Annotated in this window: 17 protein-coding genes; 8 read left to right on the forward strand and 9 right to left on the reverse strand. The window is 40.4% G+C overall.

The genetic code is table 11. The features are described 5' to 3' along the window. Positions 1–8 precede the first annotated feature (8 nt). A complete protein-coding gene (gene tagE / locus bslm_RS17545) occupies positions 9–2,030 on the reverse strand; it encodes a poly(glycerol-phosphate) alpha-glucosyltransferase (protein WP_046381369.1) in 2,022 nt (673 codons plus the stop codon). A gap of 160 nt (positions 2,031–2,190) precedes the next feature. Next, on the reverse strand, positions 2,191–2,580 hold the full coding sequence (gene tagD, locus bslm_RS17550; protein WP_003227921.1) for a glycerol-3-phosphate cytidylyltransferase: 390 nt from the start codon (positions 2,578–2,580) through the stop codon (positions 2,191–2,193). Positions 2,581–2,979: 399 nt separating this feature from the next. Between tagD and tagA the strand changes: the two genes are divergently transcribed. From tagA to bslm_RS17565, 3 genes are all read left to right on the forward strand, one after another. Continuing rightward, a complete protein-coding gene (tagA, locus tag bslm_RS17555) occupies positions 2,980–3,750 on the forward strand; it encodes an N-acetylglucosaminyldiphosphoundecaprenol N-acetyl-beta-D- mannosaminyltransferase (RefSeq protein WP_003227919.1) in 771 nt (256 codons plus the stop codon). A gap of 32 nt (positions 3,751–3,782) precedes the next feature. Further along, the gene (tagB, locus tag bslm_RS17560; RefSeq protein WP_009968271.1) at positions 3,783–4,928 is read left to right on the forward strand and encodes a teichoic acid glycerol-phosphate primase; all 1,146 of its coding nucleotides are present in this window, start codon (positions 3,783–3,785) and stop codon (positions 4,926–4,928) included. Positions 4,929–5,047: 119 nt separating this feature from the next. Continuing rightward, complete coding sequence (locus bslm_RS17565; RefSeq protein WP_033884187.1) at positions 5,048–6,376, forward strand: phage baseplate protein; 1,329 nt, start codon at positions 5,048–5,050, stop codon at positions 6,374–6,376. Positions 6,377–6,435: 59 nt separating this feature from the next. Here bslm_RS17565 and lytD read toward each other — a convergent pair whose 3' ends face one another. Beyond that, positions 6,436–9,078 (reverse strand): beta-N-acetylglucosaminidase LytD, encoded by a 2,643-nt coding sequence (gene lytD / locus bslm_RS17570; RefSeq protein WP_046381370.1) that lies wholly within the window; start codon positions 9,076–9,078, stop codon positions 6,436–6,438. Between the two features lie 129 nt (positions 9,079–9,207). Then, complete coding sequence (gene manA, locus bslm_RS17575) at positions 9,208–10,158, reverse strand: mannose-6-phosphate isomerase, class I (protein WP_046381371.1); 951 nt, start codon at positions 10,156–10,158, stop codon at positions 9,208–9,210. A 264-nt stretch (positions 10,159–10,422) separates the two neighbouring features. On the opposite strand from manA, the gene gerBA reads away from it, so the two are divergent. From gerBA to gerBC, 3 genes are read left to right on the forward strand one after another with little or no spacing between them, the layout of a single operon-like run. After that, positions 10,423–11,874: a spore germination protein GerBA gene (gene gerBA / locus bslm_RS17580; protein ID WP_046160923.1), complete on the forward strand. Its 1,452-nt coding sequence runs from the start codon at positions 10,423–10,425 to the stop codon at positions 11,872–11,874. A 5-nt stretch (positions 11,875–11,879) separates the two neighbouring features. After that, entirely contained in the window at positions 11,880–12,986 is a 1,107-nt protein-coding gene (gerBB, locus tag bslm_RS17585) for a spore germination protein GerBB (protein WP_046160924.1), read from the forward strand. Further along, complete coding sequence (gerBC, locus tag bslm_RS17590) at positions 12,983–14,107, forward strand: spore germination protein GerBC (RefSeq protein ID WP_046160925.1); 1,125 nt, start codon at positions 12,983–12,985, stop codon at positions 14,105–14,107. The genes gerBB and gerBC overlap by 4 nt, the downstream gene beginning before the upstream one ends. A 36-nt stretch (positions 14,108–14,143) precedes the next feature. On the opposite strand, the gene bslm_RS17595 is transcribed toward gerBC, so the two are convergent. Continuing rightward, positions 14,144–15,517: a sugar porter family MFS transporter gene (locus bslm_RS17595; protein WP_003243731.1), complete on the reverse strand. Its 1,374-nt coding sequence runs from the start codon at positions 15,515–15,517 to the stop codon at positions 14,144–14,146. Positions 15,518–15,849: 332 nt separating this feature from the next. On the opposite strand from bslm_RS17595, the gene tagT reads away from it, so the two are divergent. Further along, entirely contained in the window at positions 15,850–16,818 is a 969-nt protein-coding gene (tagT, locus tag bslm_RS17600; protein WP_003243404.1) for a polyisoprenyl-teichoic acid--peptidoglycan teichoic acid transferase TagT, read from the forward strand. Between the two features lie 155 nt (positions 16,819–16,973). Then, positions 16,974–17,834 (forward strand): 5-amino-6-(5-phospho-D-ribitylamino)uracil phosphatase YwtE, encoded by an 861-nt coding sequence (gene ywtE / locus bslm_RS17605; RefSeq protein WP_003244395.1) that lies wholly within the window; start codon positions 16,974–16,976, stop codon positions 17,832–17,834. Between the two features lie 33 nt (positions 17,835–17,867). Here the strand turns inward: ywtE and pgdS are convergent, their stop codons facing one another. From pgdS to pgsC, 4 genes are all read right to left on the reverse strand, one after another. Then, positions 17,868–19,109: a gamma-DL-glutamyl hydrolase gene (gene pgdS / locus bslm_RS17610; protein ID WP_003242751.1), complete on the reverse strand. Its 1,242-nt coding sequence runs from the start codon at positions 19,107–19,109 to the stop codon at positions 17,868–17,870. Between the two features lie 140 nt (positions 19,110–19,249). After that, on the reverse strand, positions 19,250–19,417 hold the full coding sequence (gene edmS / locus bslm_RS21100; protein ID WP_003227896.1) for an extrachromosomal elements maintenance protein EdmS: 168 nt from the start codon (positions 19,415–19,417) through the stop codon (positions 19,250–19,252). A gap of 14 nt (positions 19,418–19,431) precedes the next feature. Further along, positions 19,432–20,574: a capsular polyglutamate synthetase PgsA gene (pgsA, locus tag bslm_RS17615; RefSeq protein ID WP_003243306.1), complete on the reverse strand. Its 1,143-nt coding sequence runs from the start codon at positions 20,572–20,574 to the stop codon at positions 19,432–19,434. An 18-nt stretch (positions 20,575–20,592) separates the two neighbouring features. Continuing rightward, the gene (gene pgsC, locus bslm_RS17620; protein ID WP_003227889.1) at positions 20,593–21,042 is read right to left on the reverse strand and encodes a poly-gamma-glutamate biosynthesis protein PgsC; all 450 of its coding nucleotides are present in this window, start codon (positions 21,040–21,042) and stop codon (positions 20,593–20,595) included. Positions 21,043–21,055 lie beyond the last annotated feature (13 nt).

Below are 21,055 nucleotides of genomic sequence, written 5' to 3' on the forward strand. Positions count from 1 at the left end.
CCAAAATATTAACTCTCTTTTATTTCCGTGACCCTCCAAGAGAAATTGCCTTTAACTGTTGTATAGGGCTCTACTCTATAGCCATTATTAGTATCTATACTGTTTCCTGACAATTTTGTTTCTTCACTCGAAAGTCTTCGCATTGTTTTAATATGGCCATTTGCATTGAAAACAATATAAAAATCAATAACTTGGGTTTTATTAGCAGCTATCTTTTCAATATTTACATCTTTTTCGAGATCAATTACAAACAGTTGATCATTTTGTAAGTTTGTTGAAATAATTTCAGCCTTATTCTTTCTGTCCAAGCCCACTAAACGTATTTTTTTAATATCATTATGATCAAAATTCTCAATGTCAATTTCTATTTTAGTTTTATCAAAATCCTCAGTATAGGAACTAATAGAAGGATCTTTTTTTCCAACCTTTTTAGAGAACTTCTCTCTTTCTATTCGCACCTCAATCATCTGATTAAGAGCAAAAGCCCAATTTTCAATATAGTTGGGTCTTGAATATTTTTCAGCCATTTTAAAAGCTTGTTCTGAAAATTTTTGATGAGTACTTTCATCTTTCATCAAAGAGATAATAGCTTGACCCAATTTCTCTATATTATACTGTTCAATGACATATCCATTTGCTCCGTCAGTAACTAAGCTCCTTGCTCCGTAATCATAATCGTATGTTACAACTGGACATCCATTGCTCAGTGCCTCCATATTTGATAGACCGAACCCTTCAAAATGAGAGGTTGAAATGGTTAGCCAAGCTTTTTGAAACTCTGAGTCAGGGTTATCCGTATAGCCTTTCAAAAAGACATTGTTCTGCAGTTTGGTATCTTCAATTTCTTTTTTTATTTTTTCGAAATCTTCACCCGATCCGAATATATCAAGTTTTGCTTCAGGAATTTCTTTCACGACTAAACTAAATGCTTTTACTGCATGTATCAGATTTTTCATAGATGCAAGTCTTGAAATAATGACAGCTTTGTATTTTTCACTCGGCACATTCAATACAGCGGGATCAAGAGGCTTATCAATTGTATGCGGAGTAAAGAAAAACGTCTCTTGTTCCCCTGAAATCAATTTAAAATCTTCTAGCTGCTCCTCAGTTATAAAAAAGACAGCATCCAAATTATACATCTGACTAAATACTTCTTTATAGCGACCCTTAATTTGATATTTATTGCTGCCGTAATGCTTGTTATGAATAATTGCTCCATAATAGGAAGAAGGTGATTTTTTCACTTTAAAGACATGTTTGTCTTGCGGTCTGCTGTCCACTAAAAACAACTTAGGTTTATCATTTTGTTTTTGCAGATATTCTATCCAATATTGACGCAGTTCCGATTCATCTTTTACTTTTATCTCACCCTCAAGGGAGTACCAAATAATATGAGATAATTGAACATCTTTTTCTTCATTGTTCCATACATAGAGTTTGTCTAAATATACTTGATTTTGGTCATTAATATATTCCTGCAGATACATCTTGTTTAGCTGCACATCATAATGAGTAACGAGAACTAAGTTTCCGTTCTTCGTATATTCCTCTCTCTTTATGAGCTGGTTTTTATCATTCCAATAGTCGACGTACCGGATAGTTTCTCCATCTCCGTAGTAAATTACAGACATTTCATTGTTCTTCTTACCAAACAATCTCGACACAGTTTTTGCAAATTTTCCCATTCCAACTTGCTTTTTTATCTGGTCAAGGCCTATCCTTTCTTCGTATGATCTTTTCCCATTTGTTCTAACACTTAAAAAATCATCGAATAGATTAATAACACTTGTGAATTTTTTATCAATCTTACCGTTGCTGTACAATTCATCAATTTTTGAAGACAACTCTAAATCAAAACGAAACGTTAAGAAAAAGGTGTTTTGGTTACACTCTTCTCCAAATAATTTTGAACGCAATAATAATGATTTCGTCAGACCGCCATAATTACTTGGCAGTCCACCAGAGATAAAATAATAATCCATGTCAGGAATTTGTTTTATATTAGATTCACTCACCGCATGTAAAGACAATTTTTTACTCCCTTTCGGCATCTAGAATATATGATCATTGAAATTTATATCTACCCGGATACTTTAGTCACAAAAATCAATGTAAGCATCAAAAAGTACTTCTTATTTCAATAAGAAGTACTTTAATTAGATATTGAACCAATGATATCAGGATCCTAAATTATAAACCAGCAATTTCCTCTTTGATCTTTGTTGTAGAGATGCCTTCTGTTCTTGGGAGGTAAACAACCTCACACTGATCTTTGAGAAAGTCAAATTTACCTTCCCAGTCATCCCCCATAACAAAAACATCAATATTATGATCAATAATATCTTGCTTTTTTTGCTCCCAATTCTTTTCAGGAATTACTTCGTCCACATATCGAATGGTTTCTAAAATTAATTTACGGTGCTCATAGCTGTGATAAGCTTTTTTTTGCTTTTGTAAATTGAATTCATCCGTTGAAATAGCAACAACTAAATAATCACCAAGCTGCTTTGCACGCTCAAGCAATTTAATGTGACCCCAATGCAGTAAATCAAAAGTTCCATATGTGATAACTTTTTTCATTTAAAGAAACGCTCCTTCCTAATGTTAAACACTATTAAAAACACTACTGACGTTAGCGATTAAATTCTAAAAACCTGTTTGTATTCCTTATATCGACATATTTCTCGTATGTCTTCACTGATCATTAATTATAGCATACCGCCTAAAAAAGGTTAAGTACTCATGAGGAGAAAAACATTCCAAAATATGTAATTACACTCAGACTCCATTGGCACCAAGGTCTGTTGTTCATTCGTTCATTCAATTGTAAAATTGGAAACATATTTAAATTTAATGTAAAGATAATGTTAATCCTTTGTTGAAGATTTATGTTAAAATATAAGGTAGCTTGATTTTGCTTTTAGAAACTCTCGGTTTTTAACTATATAAATAGAATCTTAAAGGAAGGAGGAGCCAGACATGCAAACAGAGACTATTCACAATATTCCTTATGTTAACAGTAACTTAACATCATTTATCGATTATCTAGAGAAACATTATATTGATCAAAAGATTGGTGCTGTCATTTCCACAGTCAACCCTGAAATTGCATTTGCAGCTATTAAAGATCGGGACTACTTTGATGTACTATCTTCTTCAAACTTCATTTTGCCTGATGGGATCGGTGTAGTCATGATGTCACGTTTGACTAACAACAGGCTTCAGTCCCGAATCGCAGGTTACGATGTTTTTAAAGAACTTCTGGGCGTTGCTAACAAAAAGAAAAAACGCATATTTCTGTACGGTGCGAAGAAAGATGTTATAAAAGGTGTTGTATCCAAAATTTCTTCTGAATACCCAAACATTAAAATCGCAGGTTATTCAGACGGTTATGTTCAAGATCGCACCCTAGTGGCAAAACAAATTGCAAGAGCAAATCCTGACATGGTATTCGTAGCTTTAGGGTATCCTCATCAAGAGAAATTCATTCATAACTACAGACACTTGTTCCCTAAAGCCGTATCTATAGGTCTAGGAGGAAGCTTTGATGTATTTAGCGGTAATGTCAAACGGGCCCCTTCCTGGATGATACGTTTAAATTTAGAATGGTTCTACCGGTTAATCTTGAATCCATGGCGATGGAAAAGAATGCTTAGCATCCCAAAATATGCTTTAACGGTTTTAAAAGAAGAAAAAAACAAAAAAACTTTCTATCCAAAGCCTGAAAAAGATCATACAAAACAGATTTAAAAACAAAACTTTCAAATAAATGGATGATAAAAATGAAAATAAGATCACTACTGGCGAATTGCTATTTGTATTTTTTATCAGCAATCGCCTTTTTTCTGCAATGGGTGAAACCTGAAAGCAAAGTGACCCTCCTGATCTCATTCGAAGCAAACGCAAAAGCGATTCTTGAGGAATATGAACAAGGACAATACTCTTATAAACTTAACATCCTGTATACCCAGCAGGCCTCTGCTATTGCCGAGAGCTTCCCGAATGTAGATGCATATTTATTACAAGAAAAAAACCCTATCCATCTCATTAAAGCTGTATACCTAATGTTTAACAGTAAAGTGATCATAACAGATAATTACTTTCTATTAACAAGTGTGTTAAATAAGCGGAAGCAAACGAAATGTATCCAAGTATGGCACGCAAATGGCTCACTCAAAAAATTTGGTTTGGAAGACATTACAAACATGCAACGGACGAAAACTGATATTAAAAGGTTCCAAAAAGTATACAGTTCGTATGATTATTTAACTGTTGGCTCAGAAGAGATGGCAAATATCTTCAAGAAATCATTTGGAATAAAGGATAACCAATTATTAAAAATAGGTGTACCTTTAACAGACCCTTATTACCGAGAAAACAAGAAAAAAATTTCAGATACTCTAAACATACAAAGAAAAAAAATAATCCTCTATGCACCGACGTTTAGAGATTATAATATGCAATCAATTCAATTGCCTTTTACAGAAGAACAATTAATTCATCAGTTAAAAGAAGAATATGTTTTATTTGTTAAGCTGCATCCCGCCATTCAGAACAATATTGATATTAAATATTCCAGTGATTATATTAAAGATGTTTCTAACTATGCCTTGTTTGATCTACTCATGGCTGCAGACATATTAATCACTGACTATTCTTCTGTTCCCTTTGAATTTTCGATTTTAAATAAACCCATTCTTTTTTATACTTACGATTTAAAACTTTATCAACAGAAGCGGGGATTGGTTGATAATTATCTTTCCATAATACCTGGAAGAGCCTGCTATGACAGTGAATCATTAATAAATGAAATTCAAACCCCATTTAATTATTCCAAAATAAAAGTTTTTTCCGATAGATGGAATAAGTATTCTGATGGGAATTCAAGCCAAAATTTATTGAATTTCATCGAAAATTTAATAAGCTAAATGATGACACTTGTTCAAAACAGAACAAGTGTTCTTTTTTCTATTGAATACCGAACGTATGTTTGCTTTAATGTAATTAGTTGCTTATGGCAGCAAATAATAATAGAGGTGGTAAATTTATGAGAAAAAAAGAACTGTTTGATTTCACCAACATCACGCCAAAATTATTTACTGAACTACGTGTAGCAGACAAAACCGTACTTCAATCATTCAATTTCGATGAGAAAAACCACCAAATTTATACAACCCAAGTCGCAAGTGGATTAGGAAAAGACAACACCCAAAGCTATCGCATAACTCGTCTATCTCTTGAAGGTTTACAATTAGACAGCATGCTGTTGAAACATGGAGGTCATGGTACAAATATTGGAATTGAAAACCGTAATGGCACCATTTATATTTGGTCTCTATACGATAAACCAAACGAAACAGATAAAAGTGAATTAGTTTGTTTCCCATATAAAGCAGGCGCGACTTTAGATGAAAATTCTAAAGAACTTCAGCGATTCTCGAATATGCCTTTCGATCATAGGGTTACACCTGCTCTTGATATGAAGAATAGACAGTTGGCAATTAGACAATACGATACAAAAAATAATAATAATAAACAGTGGGTGACAATCTTTAACCTGGACGATGCAATAGCAAATAAAAACAATCCTCTTTATACTATTAACATTCCTGACGAACTTCATTATTTACAAGGTTTCTTTTTAGATGACGGTTATTTATATTGGTATACAGGAGATACAAACAGCAAAAGCTATCCGAATCTCATAACTGTATTTGATTCCGATAATAAAATAGTGCTGCAAAAAGAAATTACTGTTGGCAAAGACTTGTCCACCAGATATGAGAATAACTTCCGTGAACCGGAAGGGATCTGTATGTACACCAATCCTGAAACTGGGGCAAAATCATTAATGGTGGGAATTACAAGTGGAAAAGAAGGAAATCGTATAAGCAGAATTTATGCATACCATTCTTATGAAAACTTCATGAATCATGTACCTATGCTTCGATCCCCTTTATTAAAAACCGTGGGGCACCAAGATACACCTCCAGAAAGATTTCAACCATTTATGCAAACCTTCATTTTAGAGTATAATGCTCAAAACAAAAAATGGATGGTTCCGACTTCAGGTTATTTACCATCTTACACATCAAATTTAGTCCGAAATATTACTATCAATGCAGATGGAAACTTGCAAGTCACATTAAATGAACGCTATATTAGTTTACTGCATCAATCGATAGAAGGAGATTTCCGCTTAAAACAAAAGGATATCCGAATGGGATCCTGGTATTTTGCCGGCGGAGAAAAATCAAATGTGCTTGAAATAGGTTTTATGAAAGGGAGTACAAAAATCAGACCCGATGATGCAGCCATCTCAAATGCTTCAAGAATGAGTATTTTTATGATTGTTGCGGACAAGATTGAGGTGTGATAATCAAATAGGCTGTAGCTATTTAATAGCTACAGCCTATTTGCAACTTTCTAAGTTTTTTATCGATATTCCGGAACATCAAAATAAAGTGTATAACCGTCCAGCAATGAATACAGGCTGTACATGCGGTTTACTTGTTTGTACGCCCAGCCGATGTCTGTTGCGTATTGATGTGTCGCTGTAGCTGACCATCTCATTTTGTACAGTGTGTCTTGATTGTAAGCTGTGTTGTGGATATACGATGAGCCTATGAATTTAGCTCCGCCGATAATGGCCGCTTCTGGTGTGAACCAGCCCTGCTCGTACGCATATTTGGCTCCGTAGTAATTCGGATTGCTGTCGTATGCTCCAATTCCATACATGTTGTATACGGTTTTTCCGTTATAGGTTAATCCATTTGCTAAGGCGGATGTCCCGTTTCCTGTTTCAAGAAGAGCGTGTGAGATTAAATACAGTTCGTTGATGCTATATTGATTGGCGGCATCGATAAATGCCTTTGCTCTCCCTGTCAGGATGCCTTTACCCGCAAGCACTTTCTGATTGACCTCAGTAACGCTGAGGCCCGCTGTCTGTGACAGCTTGAGAAATTGGAAGTAGTATTTGCTGTCCCTGGTAAAGTTATTTGGATCCACGTATTGAACTACTTCATCACTGCTTGCGTTTCGCCAGCCCAAATTGATCTTAGCCCAGCCGTTTATCTGTCCGATGATTTTCACTTTATCGCCTTTTTTAAATTGGCCGATCACGTTTGTCGGACTGACTTCCGGCGTTGACCGGATATTTAGTACATCAGCCGTAACGGTTGATGTTGCTGTATTAATGTACGTGAGCGATACGTAAGCCGCTCCGTCTGTTTGCGGACTTACTGTCATTTGTTTTTGGACCATATCACGAAGCGAGAGATTGTAATTTGTTTTCATGATTTGCGGACCGTTTTTGATCTTCACGATAGATGATGTCCATCCGTATAATTGTTTTAGCTTCGCTGATGCCGCAGCAGCTGTATCATTGCCTGTGAACTGCTCATTTACGATGATTTTATAAAGCGTATTGCTTTTCGTTGTGTAGCTCGGGGTTACACTTTTCGATTTAAGATAGGTTAACCCATTGTTCAATGCTGTTTTGCTGCTGAGCTGTGTTGTCACGATTTTGTATTGTGTATATGCAGTCTGGCCTGTTTTTGATGTTGTGACTGGGATTTTATTTTGTTTGAAAAATGTTAAAGTGCGGTCAATCTCTTCTTGGCTGATGATAGCTTCAGTTGTGATTTGATAGCTGCTCGCAGCTGTCTGACCGGTTTTCTGGCTTGCTGCTGTTATATGATTCGATTTGAAAAACGTGAGTGCCTGATTGACTTTCGTTTGATCAAGCAGAGATTCGGTTGTGATTTTAAACGTGTCAGCTATTTGTTTTTTGACGGATTTCGCAGAAGCACTTAGCTGATTTTTCTTTAATATGTTCAAACCCTTTGTGACTTTTGCTTGATCTGATGTTTCTTCTGAGATGAGCTGATATTGATTTTCTGCTGTTGATCCAGCTGCTGTTTTTGCAGCTTTTACTTTTTTCTGAGCAAAGAAGGCTGCTGCTTTGTTTGCTTGCTGCTCGCCTAAAATCTTTGCCGTCGTGATTTGATAAGCTGCAGACGTTGTCGTTTTTTTGACGCTGGATGACGTGTAATGCCATTTTTTCTTTTTAAAGAAAGTGTCTATTTTTTGGAGCTGCTGTTTTGTTATACCCTTCATATTCACGGTATATGATGTGCTTTTTCCAACCTGTTGATAACTGCCGGATACGCCGGTGTTTTTCTTGATTTGGCTGATGGCGTCCTTTACTGTACTCAGCCCTTTGAAATACGCTGATTGGACATTGTATGACTCAACGGTTGTTTTTTGATTGATGGACTTGTAGCTGCCTGTGATGCCAGTGCTCTGTTTCAGCTGCTGCAATAGAGTCTTGGCATTCGCTTCACCTGAAATGGCGGCAGTTGTGAACGTATAATAGGCTTGTCCTTTCACCGTTTCCTTTAATGATGCCTGCAGCCCCGATTCCTTTTGGAAGGCGTTTTTGATCTGCGCTGCTCTGCTGTCTCCAACGATTGTGCCAGACTGAATGGTTGTGACAGACACCGTGTGTGTGATGGGCTGATACGAGCTTTTAATCCCCGTTTGCTTAGCCAGGCTCTGGATAAGCGCCTTGACTTTTGTCTCATCAGCAATGTCTGATGTCATGACGTTCATATAGGGCTGAGCTGCTCCGTAAGCTTTTACAGCGCCAGCCACTCCCGTCTCCTGTTTCAGCTTTGCTAGCATAGTGTTGGCCTGTTTTTCTCCGGAGATGGCACCTGACGAGATGGTGACATATGGCTGTTTGCTTCCAACAGGACTTGACGTTCCTGTAATCGATGTCTGTTTGGCGAGTCCGCTCAGTATTGCTTTCGCTTCTGATTCGCTATGAAAGCCTGAGGCGGAAATTTGGTAGGTCGTTGTTGTGCCTGAAGCCTGGTAGGATGCATCCCAGCCAGTATCTTTTTCCAGTTTGGCGACAGCTTGTGAGGCTTGGCTTTCTGTACTGAACGTATTCGACGGCTCTACTTTATATAGTGAGTAGTCGGTATACGCGGCTGCCTGGGCAGAACCAGACATGGCAAAAAAGGCAAGGGACGCGGCGGATAGAAGCATAGGTGCGATTAGTCTCTTTTTCATTCCTTCTCCTCTTTCTTATTCTATGAGTATATAAAACTAGTTTATTTATCGGCACGCGCATGCTTCATTTATAGGTGAATCACTTCCATTTTCTAATAAAAAAAACTTAATCTCGAAGTGAGATTAAGTTTAAATATGAGACACGATAAGGGTACAAGTTCCTTTTATCGTAAAATCGGGCATGTGAGCCGGCAAAATAAAGTGATCGCCTTTTTTGAGCGGACATGTTTTGTCCTCATACATGAGCAAACCGCTTCCTTCTATCACGCTGCAAATCAGAAAGGATTCATCCTGAGCCATTTCAGCTTCGCCATTGATGTCCCATTTATACACCGAAAAATATTCCCCTTGGACAAATGTTTTAATGGTTATTCCTTTTCTTGATTCTGTGGATTCATCTATATACCCGTCCACATGGGGAGCTGTGGCGGCATTGACCGCTTTGGCAAAATGAAGCTCTCTTGGCTTCCCGTTGTCATCAACCCGGTCATAATCGTACACCCGGTATGTGGCATCTGAATTTTGCTGAGTCTCTAAAACAAGGGCCCCCTTGCACAATGCATGAAGCGTTCCGCTCGGCACATAATAGAAATCACCCGGTTTAATTTTGATTCTTCGCAGCAGGCCCTCCCAGTCACCGCTGTTGATCATTGTGACAAGTTCGGTTTTTGAGCGGGCCGTATGCCCGTAAATGATTTCTGCGTTTTCCTTACAGTCGATAATGTACCAGCATTCCGTCTTGCCGAGTTCTCCCTCTTCGTTTTCTCCGGCATAGTAATCATCAGGGTGAACTTTAATTGACGTATCTTCCTTCACATCCAGCAGCTTTGTCAGAAGCGGGAACCGATCCCCCTCTACGCCGCCGAATACTTCACGGTGCTCTTCCCAAAGCTCGATCAATGTCTTTCCTTTATACGGGCCATTTGCAACAGTGCTCGGTCCTTTTGGATGAGCGGAAATGGCCCAGCATTCCCCCGTTGTTTCTGAAGGAATACTGTATCCAAATCTATCTCGTAAAGCGGTTCCGCCCCAGATTTTTTCTTTAAACACAGGCGTTAGAAAAATCGGTGATTGCGTCATGATCCGTACCCCTCCCCTGTAAATAACTGATCATCATTTTCCCGGTGCGCCCCTCTTACAAACGCCCGTATAAGCTGTCTTTTTCCGATGACAACATATGTACAAAGCATCATCTTTTCATTACCCCTTCAAAGAAAACGCTTCCTATCTATTATATCACGTCGAAAAGAAGCTTTGTTTCAGCCTTTTCCTTGATAAGAATAATTCTCCTTTTTTGATACAAATTAATAAAAACCGTCAATCTGTTTACGAAGGAGAGAAACTATGCAAATCGACTCTGATCTCCAGAACAATTTAGACACACTGAAAAAAACATTGGGACAAAACGACGATATGATGTTTTATACATTTGCTTTCGGAGATAGCAGACAAAAGGCGTGTTTACTGTATATTGACGGTCTGACAGAGAATAAAATGCTGGCGCAATACGTCATTTCTCCTTTACAAAAAGAGGCGTTAGCCCATAAGGAAAGCTCGATTGAAGACTTATCCGCCTTTTTTTTCGGCTTTCACCACAGCGTTGTTTCTACAATGAAAGAAATAGAGCAGCTCGTTTTTTCAGGGCAAGCCATTTTGCTCGCTGATGGCTATCGCGGGGGATTAGCTTTCGACACAAAGTCAGTCGCAACACGCAGTCTTGATGAACCCTCCTCCGAAGTCGTGGAACGCGGCCCTAAAATAGGATTTATTGAAAAACTGCGGACAAACACGGCGCTTTTACGTGAACGGACGAGTGATCCTAATCTCGTCATCAAAGAAATGACACTCGGAAAAAGGACCAAAAAGAAAATCGCTGTCGCTTATATTCAGGATATCGCCCCAGATTATGTCGTCAAAGAAGTGTTTAAAAGGCTGAAATCAGTCAATATAGATAATTTGCCGGAATCGGGGACGCTTGAACAGCTGATTGAAGACGAACCATTTTCAATTTTCCCCACAATATTAAGCACAGAACGGCCAGATCGTGTAGAGGCTGCACTGTTAGAAGGGCGAGTGTCCATATTAGTGGATGGTACGCCGTTTGCTTTGATTGTACCGGCTACGGTTGACGAATTTATTCATTCGCCCGATGATTACAGCCAGCGCTGGATCCCAATGTCACTTGTACGCCTTCTTCGTTATTCCAGCATCCTGATCACCATTTATTTGCCCGGTCTGTATATTTCTCTCGTTTCTTTTCACACCGGGCTATTGCCGACTAGAATGGCCATTTCCATTGCAGGCAGCAGGCTTAACGTACCGTTCCCGCCTTTTATAGAGGCCTTTATCATGATCTTTACGATCGAATTGATTCGAGAAGCCGGATTAAGGCTGCCTAAGCCGATTGGACAGACAATTGGCCTTATCGGCGGGGTCGTCATCGGACAGGCAGCTGTTCAGGCACAAATTGTCAGTGCGCTTATGGTCATTGTCGTTTCTGTCACAGCACTGGCATCCTTTACCGTTCCTTCATACGCCTATAACTTTCCGCTGCGGATCATTCGGATCGGGGTTATGATAAGTGCAACAGCGCTTGGCATGTATGGCGTTATAATGGTTTATCTGTTTGTGATCGGCCATCTTATGCGCCTGAAAAGCTTCGGACAGGATTATATTATTCCGATTTTAGCAATTCCTGGACGAGATTTAAAAGACACGGTGATCCGCATTCCTACTATATTTTTAAAAAGAAGACCGACACGAAACGATCCTGAAGATAACATCAGACAAAGGTGATGGCTATGAGGAAATCAGAGCATAAACTGACATTTATGCAGACGCTCATTATGATCAGCAGCACACTGATCGGTGCCGGGGTCCTAACCCTTCCCCGCTCAGCTGCCGAAACCGGCAGTCCGAGCGGATGGCTTATGATACTGCTGCAGGGCGTTATTTTTATTATCATTGTTCTGCTTTTTTTGCCTTTCCTTCAAAAAAACAGCGAAAAAACTCTTTTTAAGCTCAACAACATTGTAGCTGGAACATTCATCGGCTTTCTATTGAATTTATATATCTGTCTATATTTCATTGGGATTGTTTGCTATCAAGCTCGGATTTTGGGAGAGGTTGTCGGATTCTTTTTGTTGAAAAACACGCCAATGGCAGTTGTGGTGTTTATATTTCTTGCAGTTGCCATCTATCATGTGGGTGGAGGCGTTTATTCAATTGCAAAGGTATACGCTTATATTTTCCCTATAACCCTTATTATTTTTATGATGCTTCTGATGTTCAGCTTTCGCTTGTTCCAGTTCGATTTTATCCGGCCTGTTTTTGAGGGAGGCTATCAAAGTTTTTTCTCTTTATTCCCAAAAACACTTTTATATTTCTCAGGATTTGAAATCATCTTTTATCTCGTCCCATTTATGAGAGATCCGAAGCAAGCGAAAAAGGCTGTTGCTTTTGGGATCGGGACTTCTACAGTGTTCTACAGCATTACTTTGTTCATTGTGATTGGCTGTATGACTGTGGCTGAGGCAAAAACGGTGACATGGCCGACCATTTCCCTCATCCACGCATTAGAGGTTCCGGGTATCTTTATTGAACGATTTGATCTGTTTTTACAGCTGACCTGGACTGCTCAGCAATTTACCTGTATGCTCGGATCCTTCAAAGGCGCCCATATCGGGTTAACGGAAATCTTTCATCTAAAAAATAAAAACAATGCTTGGCTGCTGACTGCAATGCTGGTTGCGACGTTTTTCATAACGATGTATCCCAAGGACTTGAATGACGTGTTTTATTACGGGACGCTTCTTGGATATGCTTTCTTAATTGTGATTGCAATTCCATTCTTCGTCTGGCTTTTAAGCTGGGTACAGAAAAAACTTGGGAGGGGTCAGCTGCAATGAAAACAGCAACAAAACTCGCAGTCATGTTTCTTATGCTGCAGGTTCTCTGCGGGTGCTGGGATGTCAAAAATATTGAGAAACTATCCTTCGCCAGAGGGCTGGCGATCGATGAGACAGATGATCACCAGTACAAACTGACATATCAAAACCTTCTTCCCCAAAGCGAAGACAGCCAAGCATCCGGAAAACCCGAATTTGTCAATGTGACGTCCTACGGGAAAACGATCCTGGAAGCAGTCAGTGACGTATCCATCAAGGACCCTCCTGTTTATAGCGATCATTTAAAAGTGATTCTTTTGGGAGAAAAACTGATGAGGAATCAAAATGTAGACCAAGTCTTCAACCACTTTATCCGGGATGATGAGCTGCGGCGAAGTAGCTATTTGATGGCAGCCCGAGGGAATGCAGCTGATGTTTTCACAAAAGGAAACCCCAATCAGCAGCAGCCGATGCCCTCAGAAAAACTGATTGATTTGACAACTCACAGCGGATATAACGGTAAGATTATGATACCGCTGCGTATCGGCAGAGCATCTATATACTCTCAGAACGGGTACAGTTATCTTATTCAAGCCGTGAAAAACCAAAAGGGAAAAGCCAAGTATGACGGTTCAGGCGTTATCAAAAGAGGCAGCAATAAACTCGTTGGGTTTCTTTCAGCTGATGAAACCCAGACACTGACATGGGTCATGGGGACGATCCAAGGCGGTGTCATGCCAACGACAGATAAAGGACATCCGATTACGTTTGAAATTAAAAAGTCGAAAACGAAAATTAAACCCGTCATTGAAAACGGAAAGCCTGTCTTTCAGATTTCTGTTAAAACGAAGGGCATCCTGACAGAAGACCAAAACCCGAATGAAAACTCCTTTAGCAAAAGATATTTGCACAGGCTGGAGAACATTTTTGAGAAAAAGCTTGAACGAGACGTAAAGCAGGTGATGGATAAACTGCAGCACGAGTATAAAACCGATCCGGTCTTTTTATCAGACCACATAAGGATTCAACACCCTGACTATTGGAATAAAGTAAAAGGGCATTGGGATGAAATATTTTCTGAGGCTGATTTTAAGTACGATATTTCTTTTAAAATCATTAACTTTGGCACGGTGGGAAAGTAAGCAATCAAAAGGGTGCGCATGATCGCGCACCCTTTTTTATGTTCCGACAGTCTGCTGTTTTCCGGCCGCTCCTCCCTGTCCGTTTTTGTCCCGTAAATCCTGCTCAATTTCTTCAAGGCTTCTTCCCTTTGTCTCTGTCACTTTAAATCGGACAAATAAGAACGCCATGATACCGATCGCGGCATAAATCAGGAATAAATAACTGATTCCGATCGCTTCCATTAATATTGGATAGGTTAATGAAACAATCAGTGTCCCAACGTGCAACATTAAGGTCGAAACACCGGTCCCGATTCCTCTGACGTGAAGCGGGAACAATTCAGGAAGCATCACCCACACAACCGGTCCCCAGCTGACCGCAAAGACAACGATAAACACGCCTAAACAAATGACGGTCGTCCATGAGGCAGCCGGAGTGTTATCGAAAAAGAGATTTACTAAAGCGAGAACGATCAAGCTGATCACCATGCCCGCATTCCCGAATAGCAGTAACGGCTTTCTTCCAATCTTGTCGATGATTTTAATCGCTACTAATGTCATGAGAACATTGACTGTGCCGATTCCGACCGTGCCTAAAATCGAAGCGGAGTTTCCGAATCCGACGTTTGTAAAGGTCTTTGGCGCATAGTAGATGATCGTATTCGTTCCGATAAATTGCTGCAAAAAAGCGAGTCCCAAACCTGCAATAAGCGCTGGGCGCACCCATGGATCGAACAGCTCCTTCAGACCGCCTTCATCCTGCTTTTCCGCTTCTTTTATATCATGTATTTCCTGATCAATATCTTTTGTGCCACGCAATTTTTCAAGAATTTTCTTCGCTTTGCTTTCTTCGCCATTCGTGAACAGCCAGCGCGGGCTCTCCGGCATAAACAAAATGCCAATAAGCAAGAGCAATGACGGCACAGCAGCCAATCCAAGCATCCAGCGCCACGCTTCGGCATCGGCAAATATGTAATTGACAATGTAAGAAAGAAGGATGCCGACCGTGATCATCAGCTGATTCAGTGATGACAGCGCCCCGCGTTTATGTTTTGGCGCCAGTTCAGATAAATAAAGGGGTACGATTGTCGTCGATGTTCCGACTGCAAGTCCCAAAATGATGCGAAACAGCACCATGACTCCTGTATTTGGGGCCAGTGCCACACCAAGACCGCCTATACAAAACAGCAGCGCGGCTGCCATAATTGCTTTTTTTCTTCCGAAACGGTCAGTCAGCTTGCCGGCCGCTCCTGAGCCCAATATCGCCCCAACCAGCAAGGAGCTGACAACAAGACCTTCTGTAAACGCGTTTAAGCCTAACTCCTTTTTCATAAATAAAATAGCTCCGGAAATCACTCCGGTATCATAGCCATATAACGCGCCTCCAAGAGCTCCGAAAAAATAAAGCCATATATTTGACTGCTTTTTCATAAAGATGACTCCCTTTCTCCATCAGCTGCAATGACATTGTCTGTGGGATTTTTTTAGAAATCTTTTAGCCTCTTTTTCCGGCCATTAAACCTTTTTATTTTTCTGATCATAAGTTTTCCAATCATTTACTTGTATTTTTTTCAATGTCGCCGAAACATTTTACCTGCTGCGGCGTCCAATATAAGGTGATTCAGTACATTATCGTTATCAATTTTCAAAAACAAGAACTTATAAATATAGGAATATTTATCGAAAAATGTCTTTCGAGTAGTTGCCCCATGGCAAATAGAATGGTACGCTTCAAATATTAAAGAAACGTGAGGTATTGATATATGGAAGAACGATCACAGCGCAGAAAGAAAAAAAGAAAACTAAAAAAATGGGTGAAAGTTGTTGCCGGATTAATGGCTTTTTTAGTCATTGCGGCAGGCTCTGTCGGCGCCTATGCTTTTGTAAAGCTGAACAATGCTTCTAAGGAAGCTCATGTCAGCCTTGCACGCGGAGAACAATCTGTAAAACGGATCAAAGAATTTGATCCTGGAAAAGATTCTTTTTCTGTATTGCTCTTAGGAATTGATGCCAGGGAGAAAAACGGCGAGACCGTCGATCAGGCAAGAAGTGACGCGAATGTGCTGGTTACATTTAATCGGAAAGAAAAAACAGCTAAAATGCTGAGCATTCCGCGTGACGCCTATGTAAACATCCCAGGCCACGGGTATGATAAATTCACACATGCTCACGCTTACGGCGGCGTTGACTTAACTGTGAAAACAGTTGAAGAAATGCTGGATATTCCAGTCGATTATGTCGTAGAAAGCAATTTCACGGCTTTTGAAGACGTCGTAAACGAGTTAAATGGCGTCAAAGTAACTGTAAAAAGCGATAAAGTCATTCAGCAAATCAAAAAAGATACAAAAGGTAAAGTCGTTCTTCAAAAAGGAACACATACGCTTGATGGGGAAGAAGCGCTCGCTTACGTAAGAACACGTAAAGCGGACAGTGACCTTTTACGCGGGCAAAGACAAATGGAAGTGCTGAGCGCCATTATAGATAAATCAAAATCATTGAGCTCAATTCCGGCTTATGATGATATTGTGGATACGATGGGGCAAAATTTAAAAATGAACTTATCTCTTAAAGATGCCATCGGCCTGTTCCCGTTCATCACTTCATTGAAATCAGTTGAGTCTATTCAGCTGACGGGTTATGATTATGAACCTGCCGGAGTCTATTATTTCAAATTGAATCAGCAAAAGCTGCAGGAAGTTAAAAAAGAGCTGCAAAACGATTTAGGTGTATAATGAACGGGATGGCGATTACGCCATCCCGTTTTACATATTTCCTTGTTGAAAATTATCAAAGTAACGTTTAGCCTTAATTTATATGGATTATGTTTCACAGGCAAGCTGAACATACTACACGAAGCAGCTTCATTTTTAAGGAGGTTCCCCTACATATGAAATGTATTGCGATTGATCTAGACGGAACATTACTGAATAAAGAAAGCGTCATTTCTGCGGAAAACAGAGAGGCGATCAAGCGGGCCGTTGATGCCGGCATCCTCGTCACCATTTGCACGGGAAGAGCGACATTTGATGTAAAAGCGCTGCTGGATGACTTGGACATCCCTATCATTGCAGCTAATGGCGGTACGATCCACGACACGGGTTACCGTTTGATCAGCCGGACATTAATGGATCAGGAAGCCGGTAAAGCGATTGCTGATTACTTACTTTCAAAAAACATTTACTTTGAGGTATATACAGATGACCATCTGCTTTCTCCTTTTGACGGCGAAGCTAAGCTGCACGCGGAGCTTGACATTCTAAAGAGCGCAAACCCAAACGAGCAGACGGATGACTTGTGGCAAGGAGCCATGACTCAATTCAAACAGTTTGGCATTAAACCAATCCCTCATATCGAATCGGTTTTTGACGGCGGTGAAAACATTTATAAGCTTCTTTGCTTCTCCTTTGATATGGACAAGCTGAAACAAGCGAAGGAAGAACTGAAGCATCATAAAAAACTGGCGCAAACCTCTTCAGGAAAACATATTATCGAAATCCTGCCGGCCTCGTCAGGAAAAGGACGCGCGTTAACAAAGCTGGCTGACATATACGGAATTGAAACACAGGATATCTATGCGATCGGCGATAGTCCAAACGATTTGTCCATGTTTGAAGTCGCCGGACACCGTATCGCCATGGAAAATGCGATTGATGAATTAAAAGAAAAAAGCACCTTTGTCACAAAAAGCAATGACGAAAATGGTGTGGCCTACTTTATAGACCAGCTTCTTTCGGGGCAATATGCATAAAGAAAAGACTCCAGAGATTGGAGTCTTTTTCTTTTATTGCACCCGTATACTTCCTGCGTATTTATCCTTCCAATATGTGCTCGTGTTCATATTGGTAATGGTCACGCCGTTTGATAATGTGACATGAACAACTTGTCCGTTTCCGATATAGATGGAGGGATTTAAGCTTGTTGATTGAAAGAACACAATGTCTCCCGGCTTCAGGTCCGCCTTCTCAATCTTAGTTCCGGCATTGTACTGGCTTGTTGCGTATCGAGGCAGGGAAATACCGGCTGCTTTCTGGTATACATATTGGACAAATCCAGCTGTATCAAATCCCGTCTCAGGTGTTACTCCGCCCTGTTTGTAAGGCACTTCTCCGACATAAAGCGTCGCTTCGGAAACAATCGGATTTTCTTTCGGGATTGTCAGGTTGTCAAATCGGCGAATACCCGTCATCTTCGATTTCCAGTAATCCTCTGACAAATAGGAAATGGTTACTTTTTCTGACCGGCTTGCCTGAATGAACCTGCCTGCGCCCGCATAAATGCCTGCATGTGAAATTCCCGTTTTATACGTATTGCTGAAATAGACGACATCACCAGGCTTTATGTTCTGAGGGGCTACCTTCTCGCCCACTGCCCACTGCTGTTCGGCTGATCGCGGCAGATAAATGCCGAGTGCCTGTTGAAACACATATTGCACAAGCCCCGAGCAATCAAAGCCCTCTGACGGCGTGCTTCCGCCAAACACATATGGGACACCGATATATTTTTCGGCCTCCTGAACGACAGGAACATCAGCCGTTGCCGGATCGGCAGCGATTCGTCTCGCCCCGATATAAGTTCCGCTCCAATAGCTGCTTTTTTTGTAATTGGTGATGATAACCCCTTTTGACTGTGTACTGTGAACCATTTGGCCGTCTCCGATATAAAGGGCGTCATGTGTCGGAACAGTGCCGGTGCTTCCCTCTTTCTTGAAAAACAAAATATCACCCGGCTTCAGGTTTTCCGGTTTTACAGCTGTTCCGATTTTATACTGGTCGTTTACAGATCTCGGCAGATGAATATCAGCCTTACTGAACACATATTGTATCAATCCTGATGGATCGAAACCCTCTTTCGGCGTTTCCCCGCCATATTTATACTGATATCCAAGCAGGTTTTTTGCTTCGCTGACAATCAATTCTGATGATGTATCAGCTTCCGCAATCTCCGCTTTTGTCATAATTGGAACCAAAAAACAAATGATAACCGCCACAAGCAAAAACTTCTTCCAGTTTGCCAGTGTGTTCACTTTTATTATCTCCTCCTCTTTTTGCAGTTTTAACATCGGTATTTTTTTGAATATGTTAAGAGACTTTTTAATATTTTTACAGAATGAATATGCTGGGCAAATAAAAAGAGAGTGTCTCATCAGACACTCTCTTTTTTGAATTATTTATTGGCGTTTACCGGTTCTTCCTGCTGCTGGATTTTATTCATTTCCATATCAATCTTCTGTTTTTCCTGATCTGTCAGCTGATCATTGAATTTAAAAGCTGACATAAACATGAACACGATGGCTACGGCAACAAACGGCCAGATGGCTTTGACAAATTTCATCTTTATCACTCCGATTATTTAGATTTTAGTTTGTCACTATGATCAATATCAAACGTCAGTTTTCCGTCTTCTACTTTCCAAGCGAAATTAGAGTCTTTCGTCAGTTCGCGAATAATGGTTTTCTGTTTAAGGCTGTCTTTTTTCACAGGCGCAGGTGTCGCTTCATGGATATCGATCGGTGTCACTTCAAAGCGTCCTGTTCCATTTTTCTTCAGGTGATACTGAACCAGTGCACTGTCTCTTGTTCTCGTCCAGCCTTGGTCAAAGACAAAGTTGCCGAGGCTGTAGAAAATGACGGTTCCGTTATATACTTCAATCGGTTCTAAGACGTGCGGGTGATGGCCGACGATGATGTCAGCTCCCGCATCAGACATGGCTCTTGCAAGCTGGCGCTGGCGGTCATTTGGATCATTGTCATACTCTTGTCCCCAGTGTGACTGCACAACAACAATGTCCGCATGTTTTTTCGCTTCTGAAATCATAGGGATGAAGATTTCAGGATCTGCGGGCAGCACGCCCGGCGTATTCTTTTTAGCCGCGAAACCTTTCCCGGACACATCGGTAAAGCCAAGCGTCGCAATCGTTACCCCGTTGACTTTCTGGTACGAAATTTTCTTTTTCGCATCACTTAAGCTGTATCCCGCTCCAACGATATCAAGATTTTGCTTCGCAAATTCTCCAAGCGTATCTTTCATGCCCTGAACGCCGTAATCCATTGCGTGGTTGTTGGCGCTGTTGAGAACCGTGAAATTCATATCCTTCAAGACTTTCACTGATTCCTTATTCGTCTGCAGATGAATCTCTTTATCTGCTTGTTTATAATTCTTTTGATAGGTTACCGGGTTTTCAAAGTTTCCTGCTACATAATCCGAGGCTCTAAAGATCGGTTCAACATATTGAAAAATACTGTCTGCCCCTTTTTGCTCCGTTACTTTTTCAACATAGCGTCCCATCATAATATCGCCTACAAATGAGGCTGAGAGTACGTCGTCAGAATACGTTTTGACCTTCGGCGTTTCCGCTTTTCCCGCCCACATGAAAGCGAACATAAGGACAAAAACGATCGGAATGGCAATAAATACGTGCTTATTGGTTTTCTTTTTTTGCTGTTTTGTCAGCTTTAGCAGCTTTTCATGAAAGCTCAGTTCTTTTTTCATCGTTTGACACACCTTACATTAAATTAAGTAGTAAACAAACATGATAGCAAAGGTCGCTCCGCTCAATAGCAGCGTGCTTCCGAACGTAATGGTTAAACCTTGTTTCTGAATGGTATTGGCAATTAAACCTGGCACGATGATGCCGATTCCTCGAAATTCTGCGATTTCAAATGGTACAATCGGGTATAGAAAATCAAACGCGATTTTTAGGACGATCCCTGTTATCAGCATGGCAGCGAATTTTCTGCGTCCGTACAAAATCATAAATTTGGATAAACCGTATTTCACAATGACATACGTGAGCAAGCTCACTAGCAAAACAAGTAAAATAAAGACCGGCTGATTAAACACAAGTCCTAAATATCCCGGTACAACAAGTCCTGCCGGCACGATCCCTGTTTTTTCCGCAAAAATTAAACTGAGTAGTACACCTAAAATTAGTGCGATGTATAAATCTGATCCGAACATGTCTGCATTTCCC

Origin of the sequence: Bacillus sp. LM 4-2 (assembly GCF_000978495.1) — a bacterium.
In the GTDB taxonomy this organism is placed as follows: domain Bacteria; phylum Bacillota; class Bacilli; order Bacillales; family Bacillaceae; genus Bacillus; species Bacillus subtilis.

What these genes read in the sequence shown, in the direction of transcription:
- tagD (WP_003227921.1), bottom strand. Translation starts at nt 2,580, where the DNA reads ATGAAAAAAGTTATCACATATGGAACTTTTGATTTACTGCATTGGGGT.
- tagA (WP_003227919.1), top strand. Translation starts at nt 2,980, where the DNA reads ATGCAAACAGAGACTATTCACAATATTCCTTATGTTAACAGTAACTTA.
- tagB (WP_009968271.1), top strand. Translation starts at nt 3,783, where the DNA reads ATGAAAATAAGATCACTACTGGCGAATTGCTATTTGTATTTTTTATCA.
- bslm_RS17565 (WP_033884187.1), top strand. Translation starts at nt 5,048, where the DNA reads ATGAGAAAAAAAGAACTGTTTGATTTCACCAACATCACGCCAAAATTA.
- lytD (WP_046381370.1), bottom strand. Translation starts at nt 9,078, where the DNA reads ATGAAAAAGAGACTAATCGCACCTATGCTTCTATCCGCCGCGTCCCTT.
- manA (WP_046381371.1), bottom strand. Translation starts at nt 10,158, where the DNA reads ATGACGCAATCACCGATTTTTCTAACGCCTGTGTTTAAAGAAAAAATC.
- gerBA (WP_046160923.1), top strand. Translation starts at nt 10,423, where the DNA reads ATGCAAATCGACTCTGATCTCCAGAACAATTTAGACACACTGAAAAAA.
- gerBB (WP_046160924.1), top strand. Translation starts at nt 11,880, where the DNA reads ATGAGGAAATCAGAGCATAAACTGACATTTATGCAGACGCTCATTATG.
- gerBC (WP_046160925.1), top strand. Translation starts at nt 12,983, where the DNA reads ATGAAAACAGCAACAAAACTCGCAGTCATGTTTCTTATGCTGCAGGTT.
- bslm_RS17595 (WP_003243731.1), bottom strand. Translation starts at nt 15,517, where the DNA reads ATGAAAAAGCAGTCAAATATATGGCTTTATTTTTTCGGAGCTCTTGGA.
- tagT (WP_003243404.1), top strand. Translation starts at nt 15,850, where the DNA reads ATGGAAGAACGATCACAGCGCAGAAAGAAAAAAAGAAAACTAAAAAAA.
- ywtE (WP_003244395.1), top strand. Translation starts at nt 16,974, where the DNA reads ATGAAATGTATTGCGATTGATCTAGACGGAACATTACTGAATAAAGAA.
- edmS (WP_003227896.1), bottom strand. Translation starts at nt 19,417, where the DNA reads ATGAAATTTGTCAAAGCCATCTGGCCGTTTGTTGCCGTAGCCATCGTG.
- pgsA (WP_003243306.1), bottom strand. Translation starts at nt 20,574, where the DNA reads ATGAAAAAAGAACTGAGCTTTCATGAAAAGCTGCTAAAGCTGACAAAA.
- pgsC (WP_003227889.1), bottom strand. Translation starts at nt 21,042, where the DNA reads ATGTTCGGATCAGATTTATACATCGCACTAATTTTAGGTGTACTACTC.